The sequence below is a fragment of the Sphingosinicella ginsenosidimutans genome (genome assembly GCF_007995055.1).
Classification (GTDB): Bacteria; Pseudomonadota; Alphaproteobacteria; order Sphingomonadales; family Sphingomonadaceae; genus Allosphingosinicella; species Allosphingosinicella ginsenosidimutans.
The window spans coordinates 2,125,389-2,148,888 of the sequence record NZ_VOQQ01000001.1; the positions used below are offsets into that span (position 1 = coordinate 2,125,389).

The following is a 23,500-nucleotide window of genomic DNA, read 5'->3' on the forward strand; positions in this document are numbered from 1 at the left end:
GATGGTATCTCCCGATCAGGGCCGGCGCACTACCATCGCATCTACCATCAATCTGTTGGTATCCGGTGGTATCGAGCCGATCCGACTGGGATGCTTATACCACGAAAAAACGGCGGAAAACAGCCATTTTTGACACCCAATGAAACCCCCTGCGAGGGATTTTTGGTGACCCCTACGGGACTCGAACCCGTGTTTTCGCCGTGAGAGGGCGACGTCCTAGACCGCTAGACGAAGGGGCCGGCTGAAGCGGAAGCGGGGCGCATATGGGCTTGGGGGGCGCTCTGTCAAGGAAGGGCGCGCGAAAAGCGGCGGCGCCGGCCAGGGGCGCCGCTCTTGTGCGGTGCGCGCGGCCGCTGGCCTATTTGCCGCCGCCGGTCCCGGTCGAGGTGTCCGCCGGCGGGGTGCTTTCGGCATCGTCGGCGGGAGCGGCCGGCTTGTCGGCGGCGCCGGTCGCGCTCGAGCCGGATGCAGCTTCCGCGCCCGGCTTCACCGCGTCGGCGCCCGCATTGGCCCCGGCATCGGCGCTGCCATTGGTATCAGTGGCGGCCGCGTTCGCATCGGCGCCATTGTCCGCACTGTTGTTGGCGGCGCCGGACTGGGTGCACGCGGCGAGGGAGAGGAGCGCGGCGCTCGCCGCGGCAAGGGTCAGGATTTTCATCATCGGCCCCGGATATTGTGGGAGGTCCGCCTGTCTAACCAGGTCGGCACCGTTACGGAAGAGTCGCTTTATCGCGGGCGCACGCTATGCTTAGATAAGGCATCGCGCAGCACTCGGGGGGCGTTTATGCGGTTTCCTTTCCACCCTTTCGTGGCCCCGGGCCGCGGTCCGGGGCCGTCGCCGACAAGGCCGGGAAGCCCGACGTGGCCGTGAGCTACCAGCCCTTCCGGATCGAAAGCGGGGCGAAGACTCACGAAGGCCGCGTGCGCGACCATAATGAGGATTCGTTCGTCGCCAAGGAAGGGCAGGGCCTTTGGGCCGTCGCCGACGGCATGGGCGGGCACGAGGGGGGCGAATGGGCGTCCGCCAAGATCGTCGAGAAGCTCGACGAGATGGAACTGCCCGAAGATTTCGACGCCGCCTGCGATGCCATCGCGGAGGCGATCCGCAAGGCCAATCGCGCGATCATCGTCGAGGCGCGGCGGCGCGCCAAGCAGATGGGATCGACCGTCGTCGCCCTGTTCGTTCGCGACGAGCGCTATGCGGTGCTCTGGGTCGGGGACAGCCGCGCCTATCTGCTTCGCGACGGCGCGCTCAAGCAATTGAGCCACGATCACACCCAGGTGCAGGAGATGGTGGCGCGCGGCATCATGTCGCCGGAGGACGCGATCGGCCATCCGATGGGGCATATCCTCTCGCGCGCCGTCGGCGTGCGCGACGAGATCGAGGTCGACAAGGTGACTGGCGAGGTCTGGCCGGGCGACATCTTCCTGATCTGCAGCGACGGCCTGCACGGCTATGTCGCCGAGGCGGACATCGTGCGGACGCTGACCCGCAGCCCCCCGAACATGTCACCGAGGAGCTGGTCGAGATGACGCTCGCCAACGGCGCTCCCGACAATGTCACCGTGATCGCGGTCTGGGCCAGCGACCCGACCCTTCTCTCACTTCCGGATCGGTAGGATTATGAGCGACGACAAGGACAAGACTCCGCCCGAGGGAGGCGAGGAGCGCACCGTCTTCATGCCGTCCGGAACCGAGCCCGGCGCCCCCGCGGCCGAGCCCGCGGCCTCGGAGCCGGAGACGGCCGCGCCCGAGCCGACCGCAGGGCAGCCGGGCGCTTCCGAACCGCCGGCCGCGGAGCCGGCGGCGCCCGCATCCGAGACTCCGGCCCCGGCTGAGGTGTCGCAGCCGACCACGGCCGGAACCCAGGCCGCCTTCACCCCCACCGAAAGTGCGCGCGCGATCAAGGTCGGCGACGTGCTCAACCATATTTTCGAGGTGAAGCGATTCCTCGCGCGCGGCGGCATGGGCGAGGTGTTCGAAGGCTGCAACGTCAACACCGACGAACGGGTCGCGATCAAGGTCATGCTGCCGGCGATGGCGGCGGACGAGAAGGTCGTCGCGATGTTCCGCAAGGAGGCGCGCACCCTCACGAAGCTCCAGCACGAGGCGCTCGTCTCCTATCGCGTGCTCGCGCAGGAGCCCAATCTCGGCGTGCTCTACATCGTCACCGAATTCATCGAAGGGGTCGAGCTGGCCGACGTGCTCGGCAAGGTCGAGCGCACGCCGGACGAGCTCAAGGGCCTGCTTCGCCGGCTCGCCTCGGGCCTGGGCGCCGCGCACAAGCTGGGCGCGATCCACCGCGACATGTCGCCGGACAACGTGCTGCTGCCGGCCGGCGACGTTCACCAGGCGAAGATCATCGATTTCGGAATCGCCAAGGATCTCGATTCCTCCTCGGCGACGATCGTCGGCGACGGCTTCGCCGGCAAGTTGAACTATGTCGCCCCCGAACAGCTTGGCGATTACGGGCGCGAGATCGGGCCGTGGACCGATGTCTACAGCCTCGCGCTCGTCATCCTGGCGGTCGCGCAGGGCAAGAACGTCAACATGTCCGGCTCGCTCGTCGATGCGATCGACAAGCGCCGCAAGGGGCCGGACATCTCGGCGATCCCGGACAGCCTCAAGCCGACGATCGAGGCGATGCTTCGCCCCGACCCGAAGGATCGGCTGCGCTCGATGGAGGATGTCGTCGCGATGCTCGGCGGCGGCGCCGCGCCGCCGGCCCCGCCGCCGCCCGCGCCGGTCGCGCCGGTGCAGGCGCCGACCGGGGGAGGCGGCGGATCCAAGGCGCTGATCGTCGTCGGCGTGCTGATCCTCGCGCTGCTCGCGGCGCTCGGCGCCTGGTGGTTCATGGGCCGCTCCGCTCAGCAGACCGGCGCCGCGCCCGGCGCCGGCAACGTGGCCAGCAGCGATCCGGTCCAGGCCGCCCGCGGCGCGATCAACTCGGTGATCCCGTCGGTCAACTGCACCTGGCTCGAGATCGGCAGCGCGAGCGCGGGTGAGAATGGCGGGGTCGACATCGCGATGCGTGGTGTCGCCGGCGACGCCCAGGCGGCGCAGCAGGAGCTCGGCCGCGCGCTCGCCGCCGCCCATGTTGAAAATGCCCGGCTCGATTTCTCCGATGTCGCGCCGATCACGCCCGCCGGCTGCTCGGCGCTCGATACCTATCGCCAGGTGCGCGCGACGGAATCGACCCACATGTCGGTCGCCCAGCCGCGCTTCCAGATGGTGATGCAGCCCGAGGGCACCAGCTATGCGGGCCAGCTCGCCGCCAATGCCTCGGTCGAGTTCAACTTCGGCGATTCGAACACCGATTTCACGATCGTCGGGCTCGAGCCGTCGGGTGCGATCACCACGCTGATCCCGAGCCGGGCGGCCTTCGAGGCGGCGCTCGCACAGTCCGAAAACGGCCGGCCGATCGCGAGCGAGGGCAATGGCCGCTATCGGCTCAACATCGATCTCAACCATCAGGGCTGGTCCGGCATCCTGCTGCTGACCGGGCAGGGGCCGTTCGATCCCGCGCTCGTCGCGCCGCAGCTCGGCGCGCGCGGGCCGAACTGGACACAATCCTTCGTCAGCACCGCTTCGAACCAGCAATGGCACGCGGAAATGGTGTGGTTCCAGTCGGTCAACGGCGGAAACGGGGGCGCCGCCGCCCCGCCGGCCGGCGAGTCCGGGCCGTCCTCGACGCCGCCGGCGGATCAGGAGGGGAGTGGCGGGAAGTAAGGCGAGGGCCGATATGGCGCGGCCCGGCCGGGCCGGGATCAATCGTCCTTGCTGAAGCCCTCGCGCAGCTGCTTCTCGTAGGATTTGCGGAACTGCTTGGCGAAGACCTCCATGAAGGCTTCGTCGGACTCGTTCTTCACCTTGGTATATTCGCGCTCATAGTTGCGCCACAGCGCGGCGTCCTGGAGCGAGGGCATGATCCGCGCGAGCACGCCGGCCTTGGTCGCGCGGCGGCGGATCGATCCGGGCGAGAAGCGCTCGAGCGTCGCACGCAGCGCGCCGGGGATCGCCTGAAGCGTCGCCACCTGGTGCGACTGAAGGTCGAGATAGGCGTCCTGGACGGCGCGATCGGCGTCCATGAAGCCTGGCTCGGGCGGGCTCAACAGCCGCGCCAGCGCCTGTTCGGGCGATCGCGCGAACTTGATCGGGTTGTTGCCTTCGAGCTGGAGCGCGGTCGCCTCGGCGCCCATCTGCGCCTTGGCGCGGGCGCGGGCCTCGACCATCACGACCATGCCGGAGACGAGCCGGCGAAGCAGCAGGCCGGCGCGGCGGACCAGCTCCGGTGACCGGGTCACCGTCTTGTCCTCGGCGAGCGCCGCCGATTCGAGGAAGATGTCGACGAGCTGGTCGACATCCGCCGGCTCGCCGTCGACCGAAGGCCGCGCGGCCGCCGGTTCCGTCTCGCCGATCCCGCCGCGCGCCCAATCGACCTTGTTGATGTCGGCCAGCTCGGACCACATCATGGTCACGTTTTCCGGAATCTTGTCCTCGGCGTCCGCCTCGCTTTCGGCCGCCGGCTCGGCCGTCGCGGCCGGCGCCGGTTCCGCCGCTGCCGGCGGGGGAGGCGGCGGTGGTGGCGGAGGCGGCGGAGGAGGCGGCGGCGGCGGCGCGGGGGGCGCGTCCGCGACGACCTTGGCGGCGATCTCGAAATGGCCGATCGAAAAGACATCGCCATCCTCGATCCTGCGCTCGTCCGCCATCCGCTCGGTCGCGCCGTTGAGGAAGGTGCCGTTGGTGCTCATGTCCTTGAAGACATAGCCATCGCCCTCGCGACGGATTTCGGCATGGCGCGAGGAGATTGCGTTCTTCGGGTCAGGCAGGTTCCAGTCGCAATTCTTCGAGCGTCCGATCAGCGCCGTGCCCTGCTCCAGCGTGAAGCTCGGCATCATGCCCGGCTCCATCGCCTCGGCATTACGGATCGTCAGGACCAGAGACATGCGCCGATCAACCCCCTCGCGAATGTTGGCATGGGCAGGCCCGCCGGGCCCGGAACGGCGCGGCGAGCGCCGGCCGTGAAACGATCCTAGCAGCCTCGCTTCGGCCCGACAACGGCGCGCGCGGCCGTCGATCGGGCCGGCTTTTTCTTGTCCGCACTCAATTCATCGCGTAGTAATCTCGCTTCACGGAAAAAGCGCCCAACGACACGAACTCGATTCAGAGGAGGCTTTCCATGCGTAAACTTGCTTTCGCGCTGCTCGCGGGGGGGCTCGTTGCCGCTCCGGGCGCGCTGCTGGCGCAGCAGGCGCAGGCGCCGCAGAGCGCCGACGATTATGTCTGCCAGTTTTCGGGCGATTGCGCGAACCAGGCGCAGGCGGAGGATCAGTCCGATCAGACGCCGTCCGGCCGCCCGCGCATTTCGGCGACCCGCGGCTTCTCGCTCGCCCGTCCCAATGCGATGGCGGTGACGCCGAGCGGTGGATCGCGTCCGCAGGTCCAGGCGTCCGGCCAGCGCGCCAATCAGCGCCAGGTGGCCCATCGCCCGCAGGCGGCGCGCCCCGGCGGCCGCGTCGATCTTCGCGTCGAGTTCGCGCTCGGCTCGGCGGTCCTCTCTCCGGCGCAGCAGGATCGGATGCGCGCCTTCGCCGAGGCGCTTCGTCGGCCGCAGCTTTCGGGCATGCGCTTCCGGATCGAGGGGCATACCGATTCGATCGGCAGCCGCGCGAGCAACATGGCGCTGTCCCGGGCCCGCGCCGAAGCGGTGGCCGATTTCCTGACCAGCCAGGGCGTGCCGGCGAGCCGGCTCGACGTGCGCGGGTTCGGCTTCGATCGTCCGCTTCCCGGTCATCGCGCGTCCGATCCGTCGAACCGCCGGGTCGAGGCGGTGCGGATCTCGTAACGCGCTTTTCTCTTTGCATAGGAAAAAGGCCGCTTTCGCCCTTGGCGAAGCGGCCTTTTTTTGGTCCCGCGGCCTTGCCCTTCCGACCGGCAGGGTCGGGATCAGTTGGTCGGAACGCCAAGCTGCCGGGCGGCGTCGCGCAGGCGTTGCTGGGTGGCGGCATCGCCGTTGAAGGCGGTCATGCCGGAGGTGAAGGCCTGCCGCGCCGCCGGCGCATCGTTCAGCACCATTCGCGAGCGCATCAGGCGGATCCACCCGTCCGCGTCGCGCGGATTCTGCCGGAGGCGCTCGGCGAGCCGATCGACCATGCCGCGCACCATCTGATCCTGCTGGCTCGGCGGGATCGAGGTCGCCTGCTGCATCTGCTCCTGGGTCGGCCCCGGAATGGCGGCGGTCGCGACCGAACCGGGGCTCTCGCGCGGCGGGGGCAGGCGATCGGCGATGTCGATATGGTTGCGCTCGGCGATGCTCGTCGCCGCGTCGCGCACCTGGCTGTACCAGGCGGCCCCGTCGGGCGCGTCGCGCAGGAGGGCGATGAGGTCGTCGAGCGCGCCGCGATGGTCGCCGCGGAAATCGCGCAGCGTGGCGAGATAATAGCGCGCCTGCGGGTGGCCCGGCTGCGCCTGGAGCGCCCGGCGGAACAGCTGCTCGGCCTCCGGCGGCGGCGTCGCGCCACCGCGCAGCAGCACGGTCTCGCCTAGAAAGGCGACATAGTCGGCATTGTTCGGGCGAAGCTGCATCGCGCGGCGGAAGGCCTGCTCCGCCTCCTCATATTGCCCGATCTGGCGATAGGCGAGGCCGAGCTGGTACCAGCCGTCATCGTCCTCGGGATTGCGGCGCACCCGCTCGCGAAGCTGGCCGACGAAATTGTGAACGTCGTCGCCCGGAGCATCGGCCTGACCGGCGTCCGCCGCCATGGCGTTGGTCGTCGGCGTCCTGTCCGCGCCGTTGGCGTGCGCGATCGAGACGATCACCGCCACTGCCGCGATCAGGGCCGCCGCGATCAGGACCAGGGTTGCCGGCGCGAAACGCGGCGCGGAAGCGGGCTTTGGATCGGCCATGACCGCGGATCATTACGGCAAAAAAGCGGACGTCAAGTCTGGCGTCGCCCAAAGAAGCTGCTAGACTGAACGCCTATGGCGTGTGCCTGCCGCTTGTCCCGCTGCTGGGACGGGATGGGCCTTGCCGCTCTGTGGGGGAGTGGGACCTAAAGTGGCGTCGGCGTTCAAGATCGCGGTGGTTGGATCGGGTCCGGCGGGCATGTCGGCGGCCGGCCGCGCCGCGCAGCTCGGGCTCAGCCACATCCTGCTCGAAAAGACCGACCACCTTTCCGATACGATCTACAAATATCAGAAGGGCAAGCACGTCATGGCGACGCCGAGCCAGCTCGTGCTTCGCTCCGACATGGATTTCGAGGCGGGCAAGCGCGAGGCCATCCTCGAGGTGTGGGATCGCCAGGTGGCCGAACGGCAGGTCAACGTCCGCATGAATGCGGAGGTGAAGAAGATCACCGGCAGCAAGGGCGATTTCACGCTCACCCTCACCAACGGCGAGGAGATCAAGGCCGAATATGTGATCCTCGGCATCGGCACGCAGGGCAATCCGAACAAGCTCAGGTGCGAGGGCGGCGATCTGCCGCACATCCAGTATACGCTCGACGATCCCGGCGAATATGTGGACGAGCATATCACCGTGATCGGATCGGGCGACGCCGGCATCGAGAATGCGATCGGCCTCGCCGCCGATCCCGAGCAGGGCAATGTCGTCACCATCCTCAATCGATCACCGGAATTCGCGCGCGCGAAGCAGGGCAATATCGATCTCATCACCGAGGCGGGGCGCACCGGCCGGGTCAACGTGATGTGCGAGACGACGCCGGCGCGCGTCGTTCCCGGCTATCTCTATCTCGACACGCGCGACGGCGAGCAGAAGATCAAGTGCGATCGCATCATCGCGCGCATGGGCACGGCGCCGCCGCGCAAGTTCGTCGAGGAATGCGGCATCCAGTTCACCAGCGACAGCGCCGACGCTTTCCCGGCCCTGTCGCCGCAGTTCGAGAGCAGCGTCCCCGGCATCTACGTGATCGGCGCGCTCGCCGGCTATCCGCTGATCAAGCATTGCATGAACCAGGGCTATGATGCCGTCGAGTTCATCAACGGCAATACCGACCTCAAGCCGGCCGACGAGCCGTTGCTCGAAAAGAAGTTCGAAGGGCTGCCGGGCGCGCGAAGCGTCACCGAATGGCTCGCCTTCCTGCGCCGCCGCGTCAGCATCCTCAACGACCTGTCGATGCTCCAGATGCGCGAGTTCATGCTCGATTCCGAGCCGCGCGCCTATCGGGCCGGCGAGGTCGTCTTCCGCCGCAACGAGCCGGGCGCCTCCTTGTTCGCGATCGCCGACGGCTCGCTGCTGGTCGAAATCGATCCCGCCAATCCCGACAGGACGGTGTCGATCGAGCGCGGCTCGATCGTCGGCGAGGTCGGCCTCATTTCGGGCCGCAAGCGCGGCGCCACGGTGCGGACCGGCGAGGGCGCCATCGTCATCGAGATTCCGCGCAGCGCCGCGCTGAAGCTGATCGCGACCAACGATGCCGCCAAGCGCGAGATCACCCGCATCGCGACCGAACGCCAGCTGCTGCAGATGTTCGGATCGGTCTCGCCCGACGATCTCAAGGAGGTGCTCGACACCGCCGAGATCAGAAACGTGCGCGCCGGCGAGACGATCATCAACGAGGGCGAGGAAGGCTATGACATCTTCGTCATCCGCCTCGGCTCGATGGTCGTGGAGAAATCGATCGGCGGGAAGCCGGTCTTCCTCTCCTATCTGCCCGCCGGCTCCTATGTCGGGGAAATGGCCCTGGTCGATCGCGGCCGGCGCACCGCGACGGTGCGCGCGGCGATCAAGTCCGAGGTCATCAGGCTCGATGGCGACGCCTTCCGCCGCCTGCTCGATCGCAAGCCGGAGCTGCTCGCGCGGTTCAAGCAGGACATGTCCTCGCGCCAGGAGCTGACCAGCTTCATCGAGGCGCGCAAGGACGGGTTCGGCGGCGTCGTCGACATGTATTCGCAGGTCGCCGGCTTCCTCGTCGAGAACGGCATCGGCGAGGCGACCGACGTGCTGCTGATCGACGAGAAACTGTGCATCGGCTGCGACAATTGCGAGCGCGCCTGCGCCGACAGCCACGAGGGCCTGTCCCGGCTCGATCGCGAGGCGGGGCGGACCTATGCCCATCTTCACGTGCCGACCTCATGCCGCCATTGCGAGCATCCGCACTGCATGGCCGATTGCCCGCCCAACGCGCTCAATCGCGGGCCGGACGGCGAAGTCTATATCAACGACACCTGCATCGGCTGCGGCAATTGCCAGCGCAACTGCCCCTATGGCGTGATCCGGCTGGCCAAGGTTCCGCCGAAGAAGCCGGGCCTGCTCAAATGGCTGTTCTTCGGCTCGGGACCGGGGCCGGGCGAGGCCGACGAGAAGTGGGCGAAGAAAAACAAGTCGAAATCGGGCGCCGAAGCGCCCAAGAAGGCGATCAAGTGCGACATGTGTTCCGGCATCGAGGGCGGGCCGGCCTGCGTTCGGGCTTGCCCCACAGGGGCCGCGATCCGCGTGTCGCCGGAAGAGTTTCTCTCCGTGGCGAGGATGGGACAGGGGGGCTAGAACGTGGCGAGCAGGGGGGTCGACCGCACCGATTTCGGCGAGGGGGCAGCGCATGAGAGCTTCCTCCAGTACAAGCGCTTCCGCTGGTTCAAGATCGCGGCACTCATGTGCCTCTTCTTCATCGTCGTCTATGCGTTGGTGGAGATCACGCCGCGCCCGAACGGCGGCAGCTGGGAAGGGTATATCCTCGGCACGATCGCGGCGCTGCTGATCGTCTGGCTGGCGATGCTCGGCATCCGCAAGCGGGCGATGACCCGGGGCCGCTGGTCGCTGAAGGCGTGGACCTCGGCCCATGTCTATCTCGGCCTGTCGCTGATCGTGATCGCGACGTTGCACACCGGATTCCAGTTCGGGTGGAACGTCCACACGCTCGCTTATGTGCTGATGATGCTGGTCATCTTCTCCGGCGTCTACGGCATCTTCGTCTACGGGATGCTGCCGCAGGGCCTGTCGGACAGCCGCGCGGAGATGACCGGGCCGCAGATGATCGATGCGATCGGACAGCTCGACAAGCAGATCCAGATCGCCGCCCAGCCATTGTCCGATGCCGACAGCGAAGTGGTGCTCGGCTCGCTCGGCGAGGATCCGTTCGGCGGCGGCCTGATGCGGCGCTTGTCCGGGCGTTATCCGCGCTGCGGCAATCGCGAGGCGCTGCGCGTGATGCGCGGCCGGCTCGCCGAAAGTTCGGGCAAGGAAGCCGCGGCGATCGAGCAGATCGTCCAGCTGCTCGAGCGCAAGGCGGCCGCGCTCCAGCGGGTCCGCGGCTATGTGCAGCGCCGCGCGCTTCTCGAAATCTGGCTTTACGTTCACGTGCCGATGACATTCGCGTGCATCGCTGCCCTGATCGCGCATATCATCAGCGTCTTCTTCTACTGGTAGGGGGGTACCAGGGATGGCGTTCGTCCTCAGGAACATCAGCTATTCCGCTGACGGTCGGCAGATCGTCCGCTCGTCGCGAATCCGCGACGATCTGTTGAAGATCGGACGCGATCCGGACAGCGACATCCGGTTGAACGACCTTGCCGTCGCGCTCCACCATGCGACGCTCGAGCAGGTGTCGGCGCAGACCCTCGGCGTCTCCGCGGAATCCGGGACGACGATCGACATCGACGGCTCCCCGACGCAGGGCGGCCAGATCGATCTCGCCGCCGGCGGCACGATCCGCATCGGCCCGTTCCGGCTGCGCGTCTCGCCGCTCGAAATGGGGTCCGACGATATCGCGATCGACGTCGAGCGCGCGGACACGGAGGAGGAAGAGGACCGGTTCGATCCCCGCCGCTTCGCGCTCGCCTCGGTCATGCCGGGCAAGCGGCCGATCGCCTGGGTCTCGGTGCTTGCGGTGCTGGGCCTCTTCCTCGTCTGGCCGATCTGGTCCTTCACCACGCAGCCGCGCGGCGCCCAGACCGCCTACAGCAACAGCTTCCACGCCGATCAGACGTGGAGCCCTGGCGCTCTTTCGCGTGGGCACCAGGCGCTCGAGCATAATTGCACCGCCTGCCACGAACAGGCCTTCGTGTCGGTGCGCGACAGCTCCTGCCGCGCCTGCCACACCAATGTTCACGACCATGCCGATCAGGCGCGGATGCTCCGCGCGCGGCCGGAGGTGAGCGGGTTCGCGCGCCTTCGCCTCGCCGTCGCCGAAACGTTCGGCCAGGATCCGGGGCGCTGCGTCGATTGCCATATGGAGCATCTCGGCGCCCAGGAAATGGCGCCGACGCCGCAGCAATTCTGCGCCGATTGCCATGCCGACCTGCGCTCGCGGCTGCCGGACACAAGGCTCGGCAACGTCACCGATTTCGGGCAGACCCATCCGCAGTTCCAGCCGGCGGTCCTCGTCAACTGGAACGGCGATCAGCCGCAGGTCCAGCGCGCCTCGCTCGACTCTAACCCACGCGAGCAGAGCAACCTCAAATTCCCGCACGCGCTGCACCTCCAGCCGACCGGCGGCGTCGCCCAGATGGCGCGCACGCTCCATGCCGCGAACGGCTATGGCCAGCAGCTCGAATGTTCGGACTGCCACACGCCGACGCCGGACGGCGTGCGGTTCCAGCCGATCGACATGCAGAGCGATTGCGCGGCCTGCCACAGCCTTGCCTTCGATCGCATCGGCGGCACGATCCGCACGCTTCGCCATGGCGACCCGCGGCAGGTGATCGCGGACATCCGCGCCTGGTATCGCGCCGGCGGCCCGCAGCGGCCGGCCGAGCTCGACGCCGGCCCCCGCGCCGTCCCGGGCGACGTGACGCAGATCCGCGCCGCGGTCCAGTTCGCCCGCGCCCAGGCGGGTCTCGGCGCCCGGTCCGACCAGGCGATCCGCGGCGTGTTCAGCCAGGGCGGCGCCTGCTTCGATTGCCACCAGGTCGTCCAGCCGGCGCCGGGCACGCTCGATTATTCGATCCGCCCGGTCATGTTCACGCAGCGCTACATGCTGCACGGCTGGTTCGATCATAAGGCGCACCTTGTCGTGCAGCGGCCGGGCGGGCCGCGGCTGACGGGCACCCAGGCGTGCCTCTCCTGCCACCGGGCGGACCAGTCCTCGGATTCGAGCGATCTCATGATCCCGAACATGGAGAGCTGCCGCGCCTGCCACGGCGGCGAGCGGAGCAATGCGCCGGTGCCGTCAGGCTGCGCGATGTGCCACGATTATCACATCAACGAAGGCACGCCGGCCATGCTGCTGCGGCAGCAGGTGCGCGGCCACCGTTGGGAAACCACCGTGATCCGCGTCCAGCCGGCAGCAGCGCCGTCACGCTGAGCTTATGCTCATCGCGCAGATCACGGACGTCCATCTGGGGTTCGATCCGACGACCCCGGACGAGTTCAACCGCCAGCGCCTCGATGCGGCGCTGGCGGTGCTCGTCGCGATGACGCCGCGCCCGGATCTCCTGCTCGTGACCGGCGACATCGCCGATCAGGGCGACGATCGCCAGTCCTACCGCCGCTTTCGCGAGGCGATCGCCGAGGTGCCGTTCCCGGTCTACGGCGCGATGGGCAACCATGACGATCGGGCCGCCTATCGGGATGCCTTTCCCGACACGCCGGCGCCGGACGGATTCATCCAATATGCGATCGAGGATCACTCGCTTCGCATCCTCGTGCTCGACACGCTGGCCGAGGGGCGGCACGGCGGCGGCTATTGCGAGCGGCGGGCGGCCTGGCTCCGCGCGCGGCTCGACGAGCAGCCGGAGCGGCCGACCCTGATCGCGCTCCATCACCCGCCCGTGGCGACGGGGCTGAGCTGGCTCGACGAGAATCCCGACGCCGAATGGATGGAGCGGCTGCGCGACGTCGTCGACGGCCGCGACAATGTCGTCGGGCTGATCGCCGGCCATCTCCACCGGCCGATCGTGACCTCATGGGCAGGGGCGATGCTGATCGTGTGCCCGTCGACCGCGCCCCAGGTGGCGCTCGATCTGGCGGCGGTCGATCCCGCGCAACCGGATGAGCGCGCGCTGATCGTCGCCGACGATCCCTGCTTCGCCCTGCATCTGTGGGACGGCCGCAACCTCGTCAGCCATTTCGACGCCGCGGCCGATCATGAAGTGCTGGCGCGCTACACGCCGGAATTGCAGCCGCTGGTGCAGCTGCTCCAGGCGGAGCGCAACGGCGGCGCCGATTAGCGCCGCCGCCCCGGACTAACGGCAGCGCACCTCGCCCCGGTCGATCGCCGATCCGATCGCGGCGCCCGCGGCGGCCCCGGCGATCGTGCCGAGCACCTCCGAATGGCCAGAGGTGATGATGTTGCCGAGCACGCCGCCGGCGATGCCGCCGACGATCAGGCCCGTCGTCCCGTCCGAACGCCGGCAATAATAGCGTCCGTCGCTGCCGCGATAGATGCGGTCCCGCCGGCTCAGGCGCCGCTCGCGATAACGGGCGTCGTCACGATAATAGCGGTCCGCATAATAGCCGCCATAAGCGGGATCGGGCCGGTTCCAGTCGTAGCGGCCATATTGGCTGCCCATCCCGTCGGTCGTGCAACCCGCAGCGAGGCACGTCGCCGCCAGCAGGCCCAGGTGAATTGCACGCATCTCCCTCTCCTTCATGTGGTTGTGGGCGGTCAATGCGCGGGGCGTGGAATGGTTGCAGCGCCGCAACGGAGGAACGGTGGCGGCTGCGGCGCGCCTCAGGCGAGAAAGCCGGGATCGGCGACGATCCGGCCATCGATCCAGTCGGCGATGCCGGGGCGGAAGGGAATGAGCGCGCGCTTGCCCTCGGGGCGCTCGATCTCGAGCAGGTCGCCGGCGCCGAAATTCTCGACTCCCGTCACCGTGCCGAGCGGCGCGCCGGCCGCGTCGAAGCAGGGGAGCCCGATCAGGTCCGCATGATAATATTCGCCCTCCGGAAGCGGGGGCAAGGCGGCGCGGGGCACGGTGAGGAGGGTGCCGCGCAGCGCTTCCGCGGCGCCGCGATCGGCGATCTCGGCGAAGCGCGCGATCGCGCCGGCGCTGCCGGGACGGACCGCCTTCAACGTCAGCGGCCGCCCGTCGGCGAAAAGCTGCTTGTGAACCTTGAGGCTCTCCGGCCCTTCGCCGAAGAGCTTGAGGCGCACCTCGCCGCCGACGCCGTGCGCACCGGCGACGGCGGCGAGGGTGACCTCGTCAGCCAAGCTTACTCGGCCTTCTCGGCATCTTCCGCCGGGGCGGCGTCAGCGGCGCCCTCGGCCGGATCCTCGGCGGAAACGCCTTCGTCGCTCGCCGCATCGGCGGGCGTTGCCTCGCCGTCGACGGCCGGGGCTTCCTCGGCGGCAGGCGCCGCTTCGGCCGGGGCTTCCTCAGCCGCCGGCGCGTCCGGGCGCTCTTCGGCCAGCGCTTCGGCGACCGGCGATTCCGCGCTCTCCGACGATGCCTCGTCGATCAGCTCGGCGACGACCGCGACGGTCTCCGCCTCCTGCTGCTCCTCGGTCTGCGGCGCGGCTGCGGCCTCGGCGGCTTCGGCCGCCTTGTTCGCCCGCTCCTCGGCGCGCTCCTTCGCCTTCTCGCCCGGCTCGCCCTTCTTGGGGTTGCTGCGCGCGGCGCGCTCCTTGATGCCGGCGGCGTCGAGGAAGCGGAGCACGCGGTCGCTCGGCTGCGCGCCGACCGAGAGCCAGTGGCGGATGCGATCCGCGTCCAGCTTCACGCGCTCCGGATTGTCCTTGGCGAGCAGCGGATTGTAGCTGCCGACGCGCTCGATGAACTTGCCGTCGCGCGCGTTGCGGGCGTCGGCGACGACGATCTTGTAATAAGGCCGCTTCTTCGCGCCGCCGCGAGCCAGCCGGATTGCTACTGCCATTTGTTCATTCCTTTCTGAGTGATACGTCTATTTCTTGAACTTGTTCGGTAAGTTGAACGGTGCGCCGCCACGGCCCGGAAGACCAGGCAGGCCGCCCGGCGGAAGTCCCGGTCCGCCAAGGCCGCCAGGCCCGCCCATTCCGCCGGGGCCACCCATGCCGCCAGGACCGCCGAGGCCGCCGAGGCCACCCATGCCGCCGCCGCCGCCGCCGCCGAACATTGCGGCGAGCTTGCCGAGCCCGCCCATCTTCCGCAGCCGCTTCATCGCGGTCGACATTTCCTGGTGCATCTTCAGCAGGCGATTGACCTCCTGCACCGTCGTTCCCGATCCCTTGGCGACGCGGATCTTGCGCTTGGCGTTGAGGATGTCGGGCTTGGCCCGCTCCTTCGGCGTCATCGAGGTGATGATCGCGTCGAGCCGGCCGAGCACATTGCCCTCCAGCACGCCGCTCTCGTTGATCTGGTTCTTGATCTTGCCCATGCCGGGAAGCATCCCGGCGAGCGCGCCAAGCCCGCCCATGCGCTGCATCTGCTGGAGCTGGGCGCGCAGGTCGTTCAGATCGAACTGGCCCTTGGCCATCTTGGCGGCGAGCGCCTCGGCCTCCTCGGCCTTGATCGTCTCCTGCGCGCGCTCGACCAGGCTGACGACGTCGCCCATGCCGAGGATCCGGCCCGCGACCCGCTCGGGATGGAAGGCCTCGAGCTTGTCGATCCCCTCGCCGACGCCGGCATATTTGATCGGCCGTCCGGTGACGGCGCGCATCGACAGCGCCGCGCCGCCGCGGGCGTCGCCATCCATCCTGGTCAGGATGACACCGCTGAGATCGATCTGGTCGGCGAAGCTCTTTGCGACATTGACCGCGTCCTGCCCGGTCATCGCATCGGCAACCAGGAGAACCTCTTGCGGCTCAGTGGCTTGCGCCACGGCCTTCATCTCGTCCATCAACGCCTGGTCGACGTGGAGGCGGCCGGCCGTGTCGAGCATCAGCACGTCGAAGCCCTGCAGCTTCGCGGCGTTGAGCGCGCGCCGGGCGATCTCGACCGGCGGCTGGCCGGGAACGATCGGCAGCGTCGCGATATCCGCCTGGCGGCCGAGCACGGCGAGCTGCTCCTGCGCGGCCGGACGGGCGACGTCGAGCGACGCCATCAGGACCTTCTTGCGGTCCTTTTCGGTGAGCCGCTTGGCGAGCTTGGCGGTGCTGGTCGTCTTGCCCGAGCCCTGGAGGCCGACCATCATCACCACGGCCGGCGGCGTGACGGCGAGGTTCAGCCCTTCTTCCTCGCTGCCGAGCATCTCGACCAGCGCGTCATGGACGATCTTGACGACCTGCTGTCCGGGTGTGACCGAGCGCAGCACCTGCTGGCCGACCGCCTCTTCGGTCGCCTTGTCGACGAAAGTCCGCACGACGGGGAGGGCGACATCGGCTTCGAGCAGGGCGATCCGCACTTCGCGCATCGCAGCGCGGACATCGGCCTCGGTCAGCGCGCCGCGGCCGCGCAGCCGGTCGAACACGCCGGACAGGCGATCTCCCAGGCTTTCGAACATATCGGCGTCGCTCCTTGACCCTGGCCTGGCGCCAAACGGAAAAACGCCGGCGGGCGAAACCTCGCCGGCCAGCGTGCGTCCGTGACGCTTCAGCTCTCACCCTTGCGGGATGGCGGGCACATAGCGGCGGACGGCGAAGAAGGCAAGATCGCGCCGCCGCGCCATCATTACCGAAAATTCACCCGCCGCCCACCGTGGCGTCACCCTCGGCTTGGTAAACAGCGCACCATCGAGGGGACGTTCGAATTGACCAAGCCGGTTTTCCTGGATCCCACCGGCCGCCGTGGGCGGTGGACATGGTCGTCGCTCGCGGCGCTGGTGCTGATCGTGCTCGGCGCGGGGGCGCTGTTCGCCTTCACCATCGCCGACGTGCCCATTCCCGGGCCGCTGCCGCTCCGGATGGAGCAGGCGCAGCTTCATGCGCTGGCCGATTCCATGGGTCGGGCGGGCCGCCATCTCGGCCGCCGCGCGGCGCGCGCGCTCGGCGCGACCTGGGTGCCGGCCGCGCCCGCGCATGGCGCGCACGGGCGGCAGATCGTCACCGGCTTCTACGTCCCCTGGGACGATGCCAGCCGCGCCTCGCTCGCCGCCCATGTCTCGGACATGGACTGGGTCGTGCCGGCCTTCGGCTTCGTCACCGGCCCGGCGCACCAGCTTCGCGTCGTCGCCGATCCGCGCTTCGATTCGGTCATCGCCAATGTGGCGCAGCGCCCCGCGGTGCTGCCGATGGTCCAGAATGCCCGCAACGGGCAATGGGACGGCGCGGGGTTCGCCGCCCTGCTGCGCGATCCCGCCGCCCGCGCCCGCCTGCTCGACGGCGTCCAGGCGATGGTCGCGGCCAGGCACGGGGCGGGCGTCGTCTTCGATTTCGAGGAGCTGCCGGTGAGCGCGCAGCGCGACTATCTGCGCTTCATCGCCGAGGCCCATGCCCGCTTCGCGCCGCAGCATCTCACCGTCGCCATGGCGGCGCCGGTCGGCGATGCCGACTGGAATTTGCGCGCCTACGCCCAGGTCGCCGACAAGCTGTTCCTGATGCTCTATGACGAACATTGGGCGAGCGGCGATGCCGGCCCGATCGCCTCGCAGGCCTGGTTCGTCACCCATCTCCAGCAATCGGTGCGCGCCGTGGGGGCGGACAAGGCGATCGCGACCGTCGCCAATTACGGCTATGACTGGACGCCCGGCCAGGCCGCCGAGGCGATGACGGTCGAGGAGGCGTGGCTCGCCGCGCATGACAGCGACGCGCCGATCCGCTTCGACAGGGCGAGCGGCAATGCCCATTTCGATTATGAGGAAAACGGCGTCGCCCACCATGTCTGGCTGCTCGACGCGGCGAGCGGCTGGAACCAGCTTCGCGCCGCCCATCTCGAAGGGGTGTCGGGCGTCGCGCTGTGGCGGTTGGGGAGCGAGGATCCGAGCATCTGGAACGCGCTTCGCGGCTTCACCCGGGCCGCCGTCCCCGATCTCTCGCGGATCACCATGCCCGGCGATGTCGATGTCGAGGGCAATGGCGAGATTCTGCGGATCGACGCGACGCCCACCGTCGGCAACCGGATCGTCGCGCCCGATCGGCTCGGGCTGATCCGCGATGAACGCTACCGGTCGCTGCCGACTCCCTATGTCGTGCGGCGCACCGGCTACCGGCCGGGCGAGGTCGCGCTGACCTTCGACGACGGCCCGGACCCAGACTGGACGCCGCGCATCCTCGACATCCTTCAGTCCCGGCATGTCCCGGCGACCTTCTTCGTCGTTGGCGAGAACGCGCTCGCTCATCCGCGCATCCTGAACCGGATCGTCGCCCAGGGGGACGAGATCGGCAGCCACAGCTACACCCACCCGAATTTCGCGACGCTGTCCCAGGGCATGGCGGGGATCGAGCTCAACACGACCGAGCGGCTGGTCGAAGCATATACCGGGCGCGGCATGCGCCTGTTCCGCGCGCCCTATTTCGGCGACGCCGAGCCGACGACCGCGGACGAGCTCGGCCCGGCGCTGGAGGCGCAGCGGCGCGGCTATATCAATGTCGGCCTGCACGTCGATCCGGACGACTGGAAGCGGCCGGGCGTCGACGCGATCGTCGATCGGGCGATCCGCGAGGTCGAGGCCGGCAATGCCGCGCGGTCCGGCCAGATCATCCTCCTCCACGACGGCGGCGGCGATCGCTCGCAGACGATCCAGGCGCTGCCGAGGATCATCGATGCGCTGCGCGCGCGCGGCTATCGCTTCGTGCCGGTCTCGGCGCTCGCCGGGCTGACCGCCGACGAAGTGATGCCGGTGGTGCAGGGCAGGGACCTGCTCGAAGTGCGCGCGGACGTCGCCATCTTCATGGCGCTGGCCGGGCTCGCCGCCTTCCTCAGCTTCCTGTTCACGCTTGCCATCGGCCTCGGCCTCATGCGGGCGGTCGCACTCGCACTGCTCGCCGTGCGCGCGCCGAAGGAGTCGCCGCCGGCGGCGCCCGTCGACCAGCGGATCTCGGTCCTGATCCCGGCCTATAACGAGGCGCGCGTGATCGAGGCGTCGGTCCGCCGCGTGCTGGCAAGCACCGGCGCCGATATCGAGGTGATCGTTATCGACGACGGATCGAAGGACGAGACGAGCGCGATCGTCGCGCGCGCCTTTGCCGGCGATCCGCGGGTGCGCCTGCTGACGCTGGCGAATGGCGGCAAGGCCAATGCGCTCAATCGCGGCCTCGCGCTCGCGACCGGCGCGATCGTCGTCGCGCTCGATGCCGACACCCAGTTCGAGCCGGAGACGATCGCACGGCTCGCGCGCTGGTTCGCCGATCCGGGCATCGGCGCGGTCGCCGGCAACGCCAAGGTGGGCAACAGGGTCAACCTCGTCACCCGCTGGCAGGCGATCGAATATGTGACCGCGCAGAATCTGGAGCGGCGCGCGCTGGCGCGATTGGGCGCGATCATGGTGGTGCCCGGCGCGGTCGGCGCCTGGCGCCGCGCCGCGCTCGACCAGGTCGGCGGCTTCCCGATGGAGACGCTGGCGGAGGATCAGGATCTCACCATCGCCGTCCAGCGGGCGGGCTGGCGGATCGCCAACGATGTCGATGCGATCGCCTGGACCGAATCCCCGGCGACGCTCGGCGGCCTCGCCAGGCAACGCTTCCGCTGGGCGTTCGGAACGCTCCAGTGCCTGTGGAAGCATCGCGCGATCCTTCGCGAGGGCCGGCCGCGCGGGCTCGCGCTCATCGGCCTGCCGCAGGCCTGGCTGTTCCAGATCGCTTTCTCGCTCGTCTCCCCGGTGATCGACCTCGCCTTGGTGTTCAGCCTCTTCATGACCTGGGGCCGGATCGAGCAGCACGGCTGGGCGCAGACGCAGACCGATCTCGGCTGGATCGCCTTCTTCTGGACCCTGTTCGTCCTCGTCGATCTTGCCTGCGGCTGGGCCGCGTTCCGGCTGGACGAGCGCGAGCGGCGCTTCCCCGCCTTGCTGCTGATCGCGCAGCGCTTCGTCTATCGGCAGATCATGTACTGGGTGGTGCTGAAGGCGGTCGGCGCGGCGCTTCGCGGACGCTGGGTCGGGTGGGGCAAGCTCGAACGCACCGGCCGGATGACCGCGGGCGCGATCCGCGCCTAGAGCGCGCGCTCCAGCCAGCCGCGGTTCGCCCGAAGCCGCTCGGCCTCGGCGGCGCTGAGCCGGGCAATGAGAGGTTCGGGCGATCGCTCGCCGCGCGCCAGGATTTCGAGCCCGTCATCGATATCGGGCTCGGCGGCGGCAAGCTCGCGCAGCGCGGTGAAGCGGATGCGGGCGCACGGATGGCCGGCCGCGAAATCCTCGACCAGGTCGCGCGCATTTCCGTCCGGAAAGTTCGCGGCCAGCGCCAGCAGCGCCTCGGTCGAGGTCACGTTGAGCATCCCCGCAATCTCGCATTTCGCAACGTCGAAGCGGAACTGGTCCGCAAAATTGAGGGCCGGATCGCTCTCCATGATGTTGATCGAAATCGACATCTCGTCCGCCGGCAGCTGCAGGTGGACATCGCGATGCGCGCGATAGAGCATCACCTTGCCCTGTTCGAGCCGCGCGCGCTCGACGAAGCGCAGGTCCACCTTCTCGCCCGGATAGCCGACCACGTCGGACCGGTCATATTCGTAATAGTCGCTCCAATAGCCCGGCCCGAAATAGCCGACGGTCAGGAACGAGAAATTGTGATCGTGCGGGACGTGGTAGAAGAAGGGGCCGGGTCCGCTCGCCTTGAAGATCGGATCGCGCGGTCCGGGCCAGAAATTGGCGCGGATGAAATAGGCCTCGCTCGCCCGGTGCAGCATCAGCACCTGCGGCGTGTAGCCATTGGCCTCGTCCTGGCGCGCGCAGCGGTCCTTGAGCTCCGCGACGGCGAGATCGGCGAGGAAGCTGCGATTGGCGGCGAGGCGCTTCAGCAGCGGCGCCACCGCGACGAAGCTTTCCTCGTCGCGCGGATCGAAGCGTGAGTCGTCGAGCGCGGCGATGAAATCGCCGAAATCGATCGGCGCCGCCTCCTCAAGGTCGATCACGCGCGGCATCAGGCCGCCTCCCGCACCGCGGCCGGCCCGCTCAAAAGGTCCAGCGTCGCGCGCGCCGCTTCGCGCACGTCCATATGCGGATCGTTGCTCGACAAGAGCCGGAGATAGGGAAGGGCCGCCTCGGCATCGATCGCGATGAGCTCGCGCATCGCGTGCCAGCGCACGAAGAAGCTTCGATGGTCGAGCAGGGCGGCGATGGCCGGGAAGGCCGCTTCCGCCTCCAGCAGTCGCGCGAGCGTCGCCACCATCTGCAGGCGCGAATCGCCCTCCTCGACGGCGCTGCAGCCCAGATAGGCGCCCGTCGCGGCATCATATTCGACGCTCACCGGTGCTTCGGTCCGGATCGTCGCGTTGACGAGCAGCAGGTTCGATCGCGCGGCTTCGATGACGAAGCTTTCGCGGCGGCCGTCGATGACGAGACTTTCGCCGTCCGCGACGGGCCGGCGTCCCGTCTCGCGGCAGGTTCCTGCATCGGCGGCGCGAAAGTCGAGGCCGATCGGCGGCGCTTCCCATAAGGACAGGACGGCGCCCCCCGCCTTGACGAAGCGGATGACGTTGATCTCGCCGGAAAAGCCGATCGAGCCGGACCGTGGCCGGTTCTTCTTCGCGGCGAGCGCCGCGGCGTGAACGACATCGATCGTGAGGCGCAGGTAAGGCCGGTCGACCACGACAAGGCCCGCGCGCAGATCGTTGCGCGCCGGCCGCATCGGCACCATGAACAGCGGGTCGCGGCGAAGCGTCTTCGCCGCGTCCGCGATCAACGGCCCGATCCAGCTGTCATCGGCCAGCAGCTCGCGCGTGGCCTGGGCGCGGGCATCGGGATCGCCGATGTCCGCCAGCGCTGCAATGCGGCCTTTGTCCATCACCCGGTCCTAAGATAGGCGGCGGCGAGGGTGCGCCACAGGTACAGCACGGCGGCGGTCAGGAGGGATACGATGAGAATGGACGAGAAGTAGTAGCGCTGGACGAACCCGCGAACTCTGTTTCGCAACGGCCGACGACGCCTGGGCGGTCGGCCGATGCTCGCGGTCATGGTCGGCTTTGGCTCGTTGCGGGGGCCGTCGCCATTCCAACCGCCTCCCGCTTCAGAAGTCATGCCGTTTCCCCGACCCTGTCCGGTGGCGCTTCAGGCCATCATGTAAACGGCGACCGTGGCGGCAACGCCGAGACACACGACGCCACCGACTTCCTGCCGCTTGTGGCTCGTCGACAGCGCTACGCTCGTCGCGATCTCCGGCAGATTTTCGAAGTCGATGCGCACGTTCCCATTGTCTTTCTTCATGTTGCCTTCCCCATCTTTTCTTATGGGTACGGCTCTTCGCATCGAAAAATTGATACTTTGCTAACGGGCCGGGGAACGTCGTCTATTCGGCCTCGTCTCGCTCGCTTCGATAAGCCTCGCGGAGACGCAGGAGTCGTCTCAGTTCGTCGCCGCTGCGCGCGTGGCTGCGCGCATAATCCACCATCATGATCGTCAGGACGACGCCGCACACGCCGATCACAATCCAGCTGCTCCAGGGCGGAAGATGGAATTTCGCGGCGAGGATGCCGCGGGCCGGGCCGCGGATCGTCACGAGCAGCGCAAGGATCGGGACCATCGTCGGCCCGGCGATCAGGTTGAATCGCGCGCGCTTGCGCGTTGCCTCGGCGCGCTCGATCGACTGGTCGAGCATCTCCTCGGTCGTGCCGGTCAGCATCCCGATTTCCGTCTCGCGAAGCTTGCGGTTGCGAACAAAGACATAGAGCAGGAACAGCAGCACCCCGATCGCGACCAGGAGCGTCTTCGGATTGTGATTGATGATGACGAGCGCGACCATGGCGGCGCACGCAACGACCGCGCCCAACGTGTCCGCGATCTGCGCCCGGCGCGCGCGGCGGCTGAGCGCGGAGGCGGTTTGGCGCATCCGCTCGATTTCCTCCGGATCGGGATCCTGGCGCCACAGCTCGCCGAGCCGATCGAGATCGAAATCAGTCATCGGGCCTGCTCCATGATCGCCTTCAGCGCCGCCTTGGCGCGCGACAGGCGAAGCGCCAGCGCGTTGGGCGCGATGTCGAGCATCTGGGCGATCTCGCCATAATCGAAGCCTTCGAGAACGAGGACGATGACCTGCCGCTGCGGGAGCGGCAGCTTCCTAGTCGCATCGAGCAGCACGCGTCTGTCGCTCGCCTCCATCGCTTTCTGCTCCGGATCGGGCTCGTCGGCCTCCAGCCCCTCGTTCAGCTCGGCCACCGGGGGCAGCCTCACCTGCCGTGCGACGAAGGAGATCGACCGGTTCTGCGCGATCCGGGCGATGAAGGTGCGCAGCGACGAATCGGCACGGAAGGAAGGCAGCGCCTGCCAGATGGCGAGGAAGATCTGCTGGGTCAGGTCTTCGCGAAGCGCCGGATCGGCCTCGTACGACATCGCGATGCGCGAGATCAGCGCGCCGTGATCGGCGACGATCTGCTCGAACGGCGGCAGCGCGCCGCCTTCGTGCTGCGTCATTGTCGTTCGCGCGAGGTCAAGCAGCGTCCCTTATTGCTGCATTATTTCGGCGCAACATAGCAGAGACCAAGTTGTCGCGCGCCCCCCACGCTGTTCCTGAACAGGACAGTGCGAAGAAACGCCGCCGGATTGAAAAATCGTTACTGCCCGGCCGGTTGCCGCATGATTTTTCTCTGGCGAGGAAGA

The 23,500-nt window shown here is 68.4% G+C and carries 20 protein-coding genes, 1 tRNA gene and 1 pseudogene; 8 read left to right on the forward strand and 14 right to left on the reverse strand.

Annotated features, from left to right (window positions below):
• Positions 1–163: 163 nt before the first annotated feature.
• Together FRZ32_RS10585 and FRZ32_RS10590 are read right to left on the reverse strand one after the other, a co-directional pair.
• A tRNA-Glu gene (locus FRZ32_RS10585) sits at positions 164–239 on the reverse strand.
• Between the two features lie 119 nt (positions 240–358).
• Positions 359–661 carry a hypothetical protein gene (locus FRZ32_RS10590; RefSeq protein ID WP_147043471.1) on the reverse strand — a complete coding sequence of 101 codons (303 nt, stop codon included), beginning with the start codon at positions 659–661 and terminating at the stop codon, positions 359–361.
• A gap of 200 nt (positions 662–861) precedes the next feature.
• On the opposite strand from FRZ32_RS10590, the gene FRZ32_RS10595 reads away from it, so the two are divergent.
• The gene (locus FRZ32_RS10595) at positions 862–1,533 is read left to right on the forward strand and encodes a PP2C family protein-serine/threonine phosphatase (RefSeq protein WP_243445265.1); all 672 of its coding nucleotides are present in this window, start codon (positions 862–864) and stop codon (positions 1,531–1,533) included.
• Positions 1,534–1,623: 90 nt separating this feature from the next.
• Positions 1,624–3,729, forward strand: a complete 2,106-nt coding sequence (locus FRZ32_RS10600) for a serine/threonine-protein kinase (protein WP_147043472.1) — start codon at positions 1,624–1,626, stop codon at positions 3,727–3,729.
• Between the two features lie 38 nt (positions 3,730–3,767).
• Here the strand turns inward: FRZ32_RS10600 and tagH are convergent, their stop codons facing one another.
• Positions 3,768–4,946 (reverse strand): type VI secretion system-associated FHA domain protein TagH, encoded by a 1,179-nt coding sequence (gene tagH, locus FRZ32_RS10605; protein ID WP_147043473.1) that lies wholly within the window; start codon positions 4,944–4,946, stop codon positions 3,768–3,770.
• A 233-nt stretch (positions 4,947–5,179) separates the two neighbouring features.
• On the opposite strand from tagH, the gene FRZ32_RS10610 reads away from it, so the two are divergent.
• Positions 5,180–5,845: an OmpA family protein gene (locus tag FRZ32_RS10610; RefSeq protein ID WP_147043474.1), complete on the forward strand. Its 666-nt coding sequence runs from the start codon at positions 5,180–5,182 to the stop codon at positions 5,843–5,845.
• Between the two features lie 101 nt (positions 5,846–5,946).
• Here FRZ32_RS10610 and FRZ32_RS10615 read toward each other — a convergent pair whose 3' ends face one another.
• A complete protein-coding gene (locus FRZ32_RS10615) occupies positions 5,947–6,906 on the reverse strand; it encodes a tetratricopeptide repeat protein (RefSeq protein WP_147043475.1) in 960 nt (319 codons plus the stop codon).
• A 151-nt stretch (positions 6,907–7,057) separates the two neighbouring features.
• Between FRZ32_RS10615 and FRZ32_RS10620 the strand changes: the two genes are divergently transcribed.
• From FRZ32_RS10620 to FRZ32_RS10635, 4 genes are read left to right on the forward strand one after another with little or no spacing between them, the layout of a single operon-like run.
• Positions 7,058–9,505, forward strand: a complete 2,448-nt coding sequence (locus FRZ32_RS10620) for a cyclic nucleotide-binding domain-containing protein (protein WP_147043476.1) — start codon at positions 7,058–7,060, stop codon at positions 9,503–9,505.
• A gap of 3 nt (positions 9,506–9,508) precedes the next feature.
• Complete coding sequence (locus FRZ32_RS10625; protein WP_147043477.1) at positions 9,509–10,384, forward strand: hypothetical protein; 876 nt, start codon at positions 9,509–9,511, stop codon at positions 10,382–10,384.
• 13 nt (positions 10,385–10,397) lie between these two features.
• The gene (locus tag FRZ32_RS10630) at positions 10,398–12,260 is read left to right on the forward strand and encodes a cytochrome c3 family protein (protein WP_147043478.1); all 1,863 of its coding nucleotides are present in this window, start codon (positions 10,398–10,400) and stop codon (positions 12,258–12,260) included.
• Between the two features lie 4 nt (positions 12,261–12,264).
• The gene (locus FRZ32_RS10635) at positions 12,265–13,125 is read left to right on the forward strand and encodes a phosphodiesterase (RefSeq protein WP_147043479.1); all 861 of its coding nucleotides are present in this window, start codon (positions 12,265–12,267) and stop codon (positions 13,123–13,125) included.
• 15 nt (positions 13,126–13,140) lie between these two features.
• Here FRZ32_RS10635 and FRZ32_RS10640 read toward each other — a convergent pair whose 3' ends face one another.
• From FRZ32_RS10640 to ffh, 4 genes and pseudogenes are all read right to left on the reverse strand, one after another.
• On the reverse strand, positions 13,141–13,533 hold the full coding sequence (locus FRZ32_RS10640; RefSeq protein WP_147043480.1) for a glycine zipper 2TM domain-containing protein: 393 nt from the start codon (positions 13,531–13,533) through the stop codon (positions 13,141–13,143).
• Positions 13,534–13,628: 95 nt separating this feature from the next.
• Positions 13,629–14,111 (reverse strand): ribosome maturation factor RimM, encoded by a 483-nt coding sequence (gene rimM / locus FRZ32_RS10645; protein WP_147043481.1) that lies wholly within the window; start codon positions 14,109–14,111, stop codon positions 13,629–13,631.
• Between the two features lie 176 nt (positions 14,112–14,287).
• Positions 14,288–14,773: pseudogene (gene rpsP, locus FRZ32_RS10650) on the reverse strand (30S ribosomal protein S16); the annotation flags it as partial.
• 27 nt (positions 14,774–14,800) lie between these two features.
• Positions 14,801–16,318 (reverse strand): signal recognition particle protein, encoded by a 1,518-nt coding sequence (ffh, locus tag FRZ32_RS10655; protein ID WP_147043482.1) that lies wholly within the window; start codon positions 16,316–16,318, stop codon positions 14,801–14,803.
• Positions 16,319–16,564: 246 nt separating this feature from the next.
• Here ffh and FRZ32_RS10660 point away from each other — a divergent pair, with 246 nt between their 5' ends.
• Positions 16,565–19,906: a trifunctional glycoside hydrolase family 18/polysaccharide deacetylase/glycosyltransferase family 2 protein gene (locus tag FRZ32_RS10660; protein ID WP_147043483.1), complete on the forward strand. Its 3,342-nt coding sequence runs from the start codon at positions 16,565–16,567 to the stop codon at positions 19,904–19,906.
• Here FRZ32_RS10660 and FRZ32_RS10665 read toward each other — a convergent pair.
• The 6 genes from FRZ32_RS10665 to FRZ32_RS10680 form a co-directional block, all read right to left on the reverse strand.
• A complete protein-coding gene (locus FRZ32_RS10665) occupies positions 19,903–20,829 on the reverse strand; it encodes a transposase (RefSeq protein ID WP_147043484.1) in 927 nt (308 codons plus the stop codon). The two genes, FRZ32_RS10660 and FRZ32_RS10665, sit on opposite strands and share 4 nt — an antisense overlap.
• Complete coding sequence (locus FRZ32_RS10670) at positions 20,829–21,692, reverse strand: HEAT repeat domain-containing protein (RefSeq protein WP_147043485.1); 864 nt, start codon at positions 21,690–21,692, stop codon at positions 20,829–20,831. Before FRZ32_RS10670 ends, FRZ32_RS10665 begins: the two co-directional genes overlap by 1 nt.
• Positions 21,692–21,820: a hypothetical protein gene (locus FRZ32_RS15675; protein WP_279379226.1), complete on the reverse strand. Its 129-nt coding sequence runs from the start codon at positions 21,818–21,820 to the stop codon at positions 21,692–21,694. The genes FRZ32_RS10670 and FRZ32_RS15675 overlap by 1 nt, the downstream gene beginning before the upstream one ends.
• Before the next feature lie 135 nt (positions 21,821–21,955).
• The gene (locus FRZ32_RS15285; RefSeq protein WP_158635901.1) at positions 21,956–22,111 is read right to left on the reverse strand and encodes a hypothetical protein; all 156 of its coding nucleotides are present in this window, start codon (positions 22,109–22,111) and stop codon (positions 21,956–21,958) included.
• Positions 22,112–22,193: 82 nt separating this feature from the next.
• On the reverse strand, positions 22,194–22,805 hold the full coding sequence (locus FRZ32_RS10675; RefSeq protein WP_147043486.1) for a hypothetical protein: 612 nt from the start codon (positions 22,803–22,805) through the stop codon (positions 22,194–22,196).
• Positions 22,802–23,314, reverse strand: coding sequence for an RNA polymerase sigma factor (locus tag FRZ32_RS10680; protein ID WP_147043487.1), 513 nt, complete (start codon positions 23,312–23,314; stop codon positions 22,802–22,804). Before FRZ32_RS10680 ends, FRZ32_RS10675 begins: the two co-directional genes overlap by 4 nt.
• Positions 23,315–23,500 lie beyond the last annotated feature (186 nt).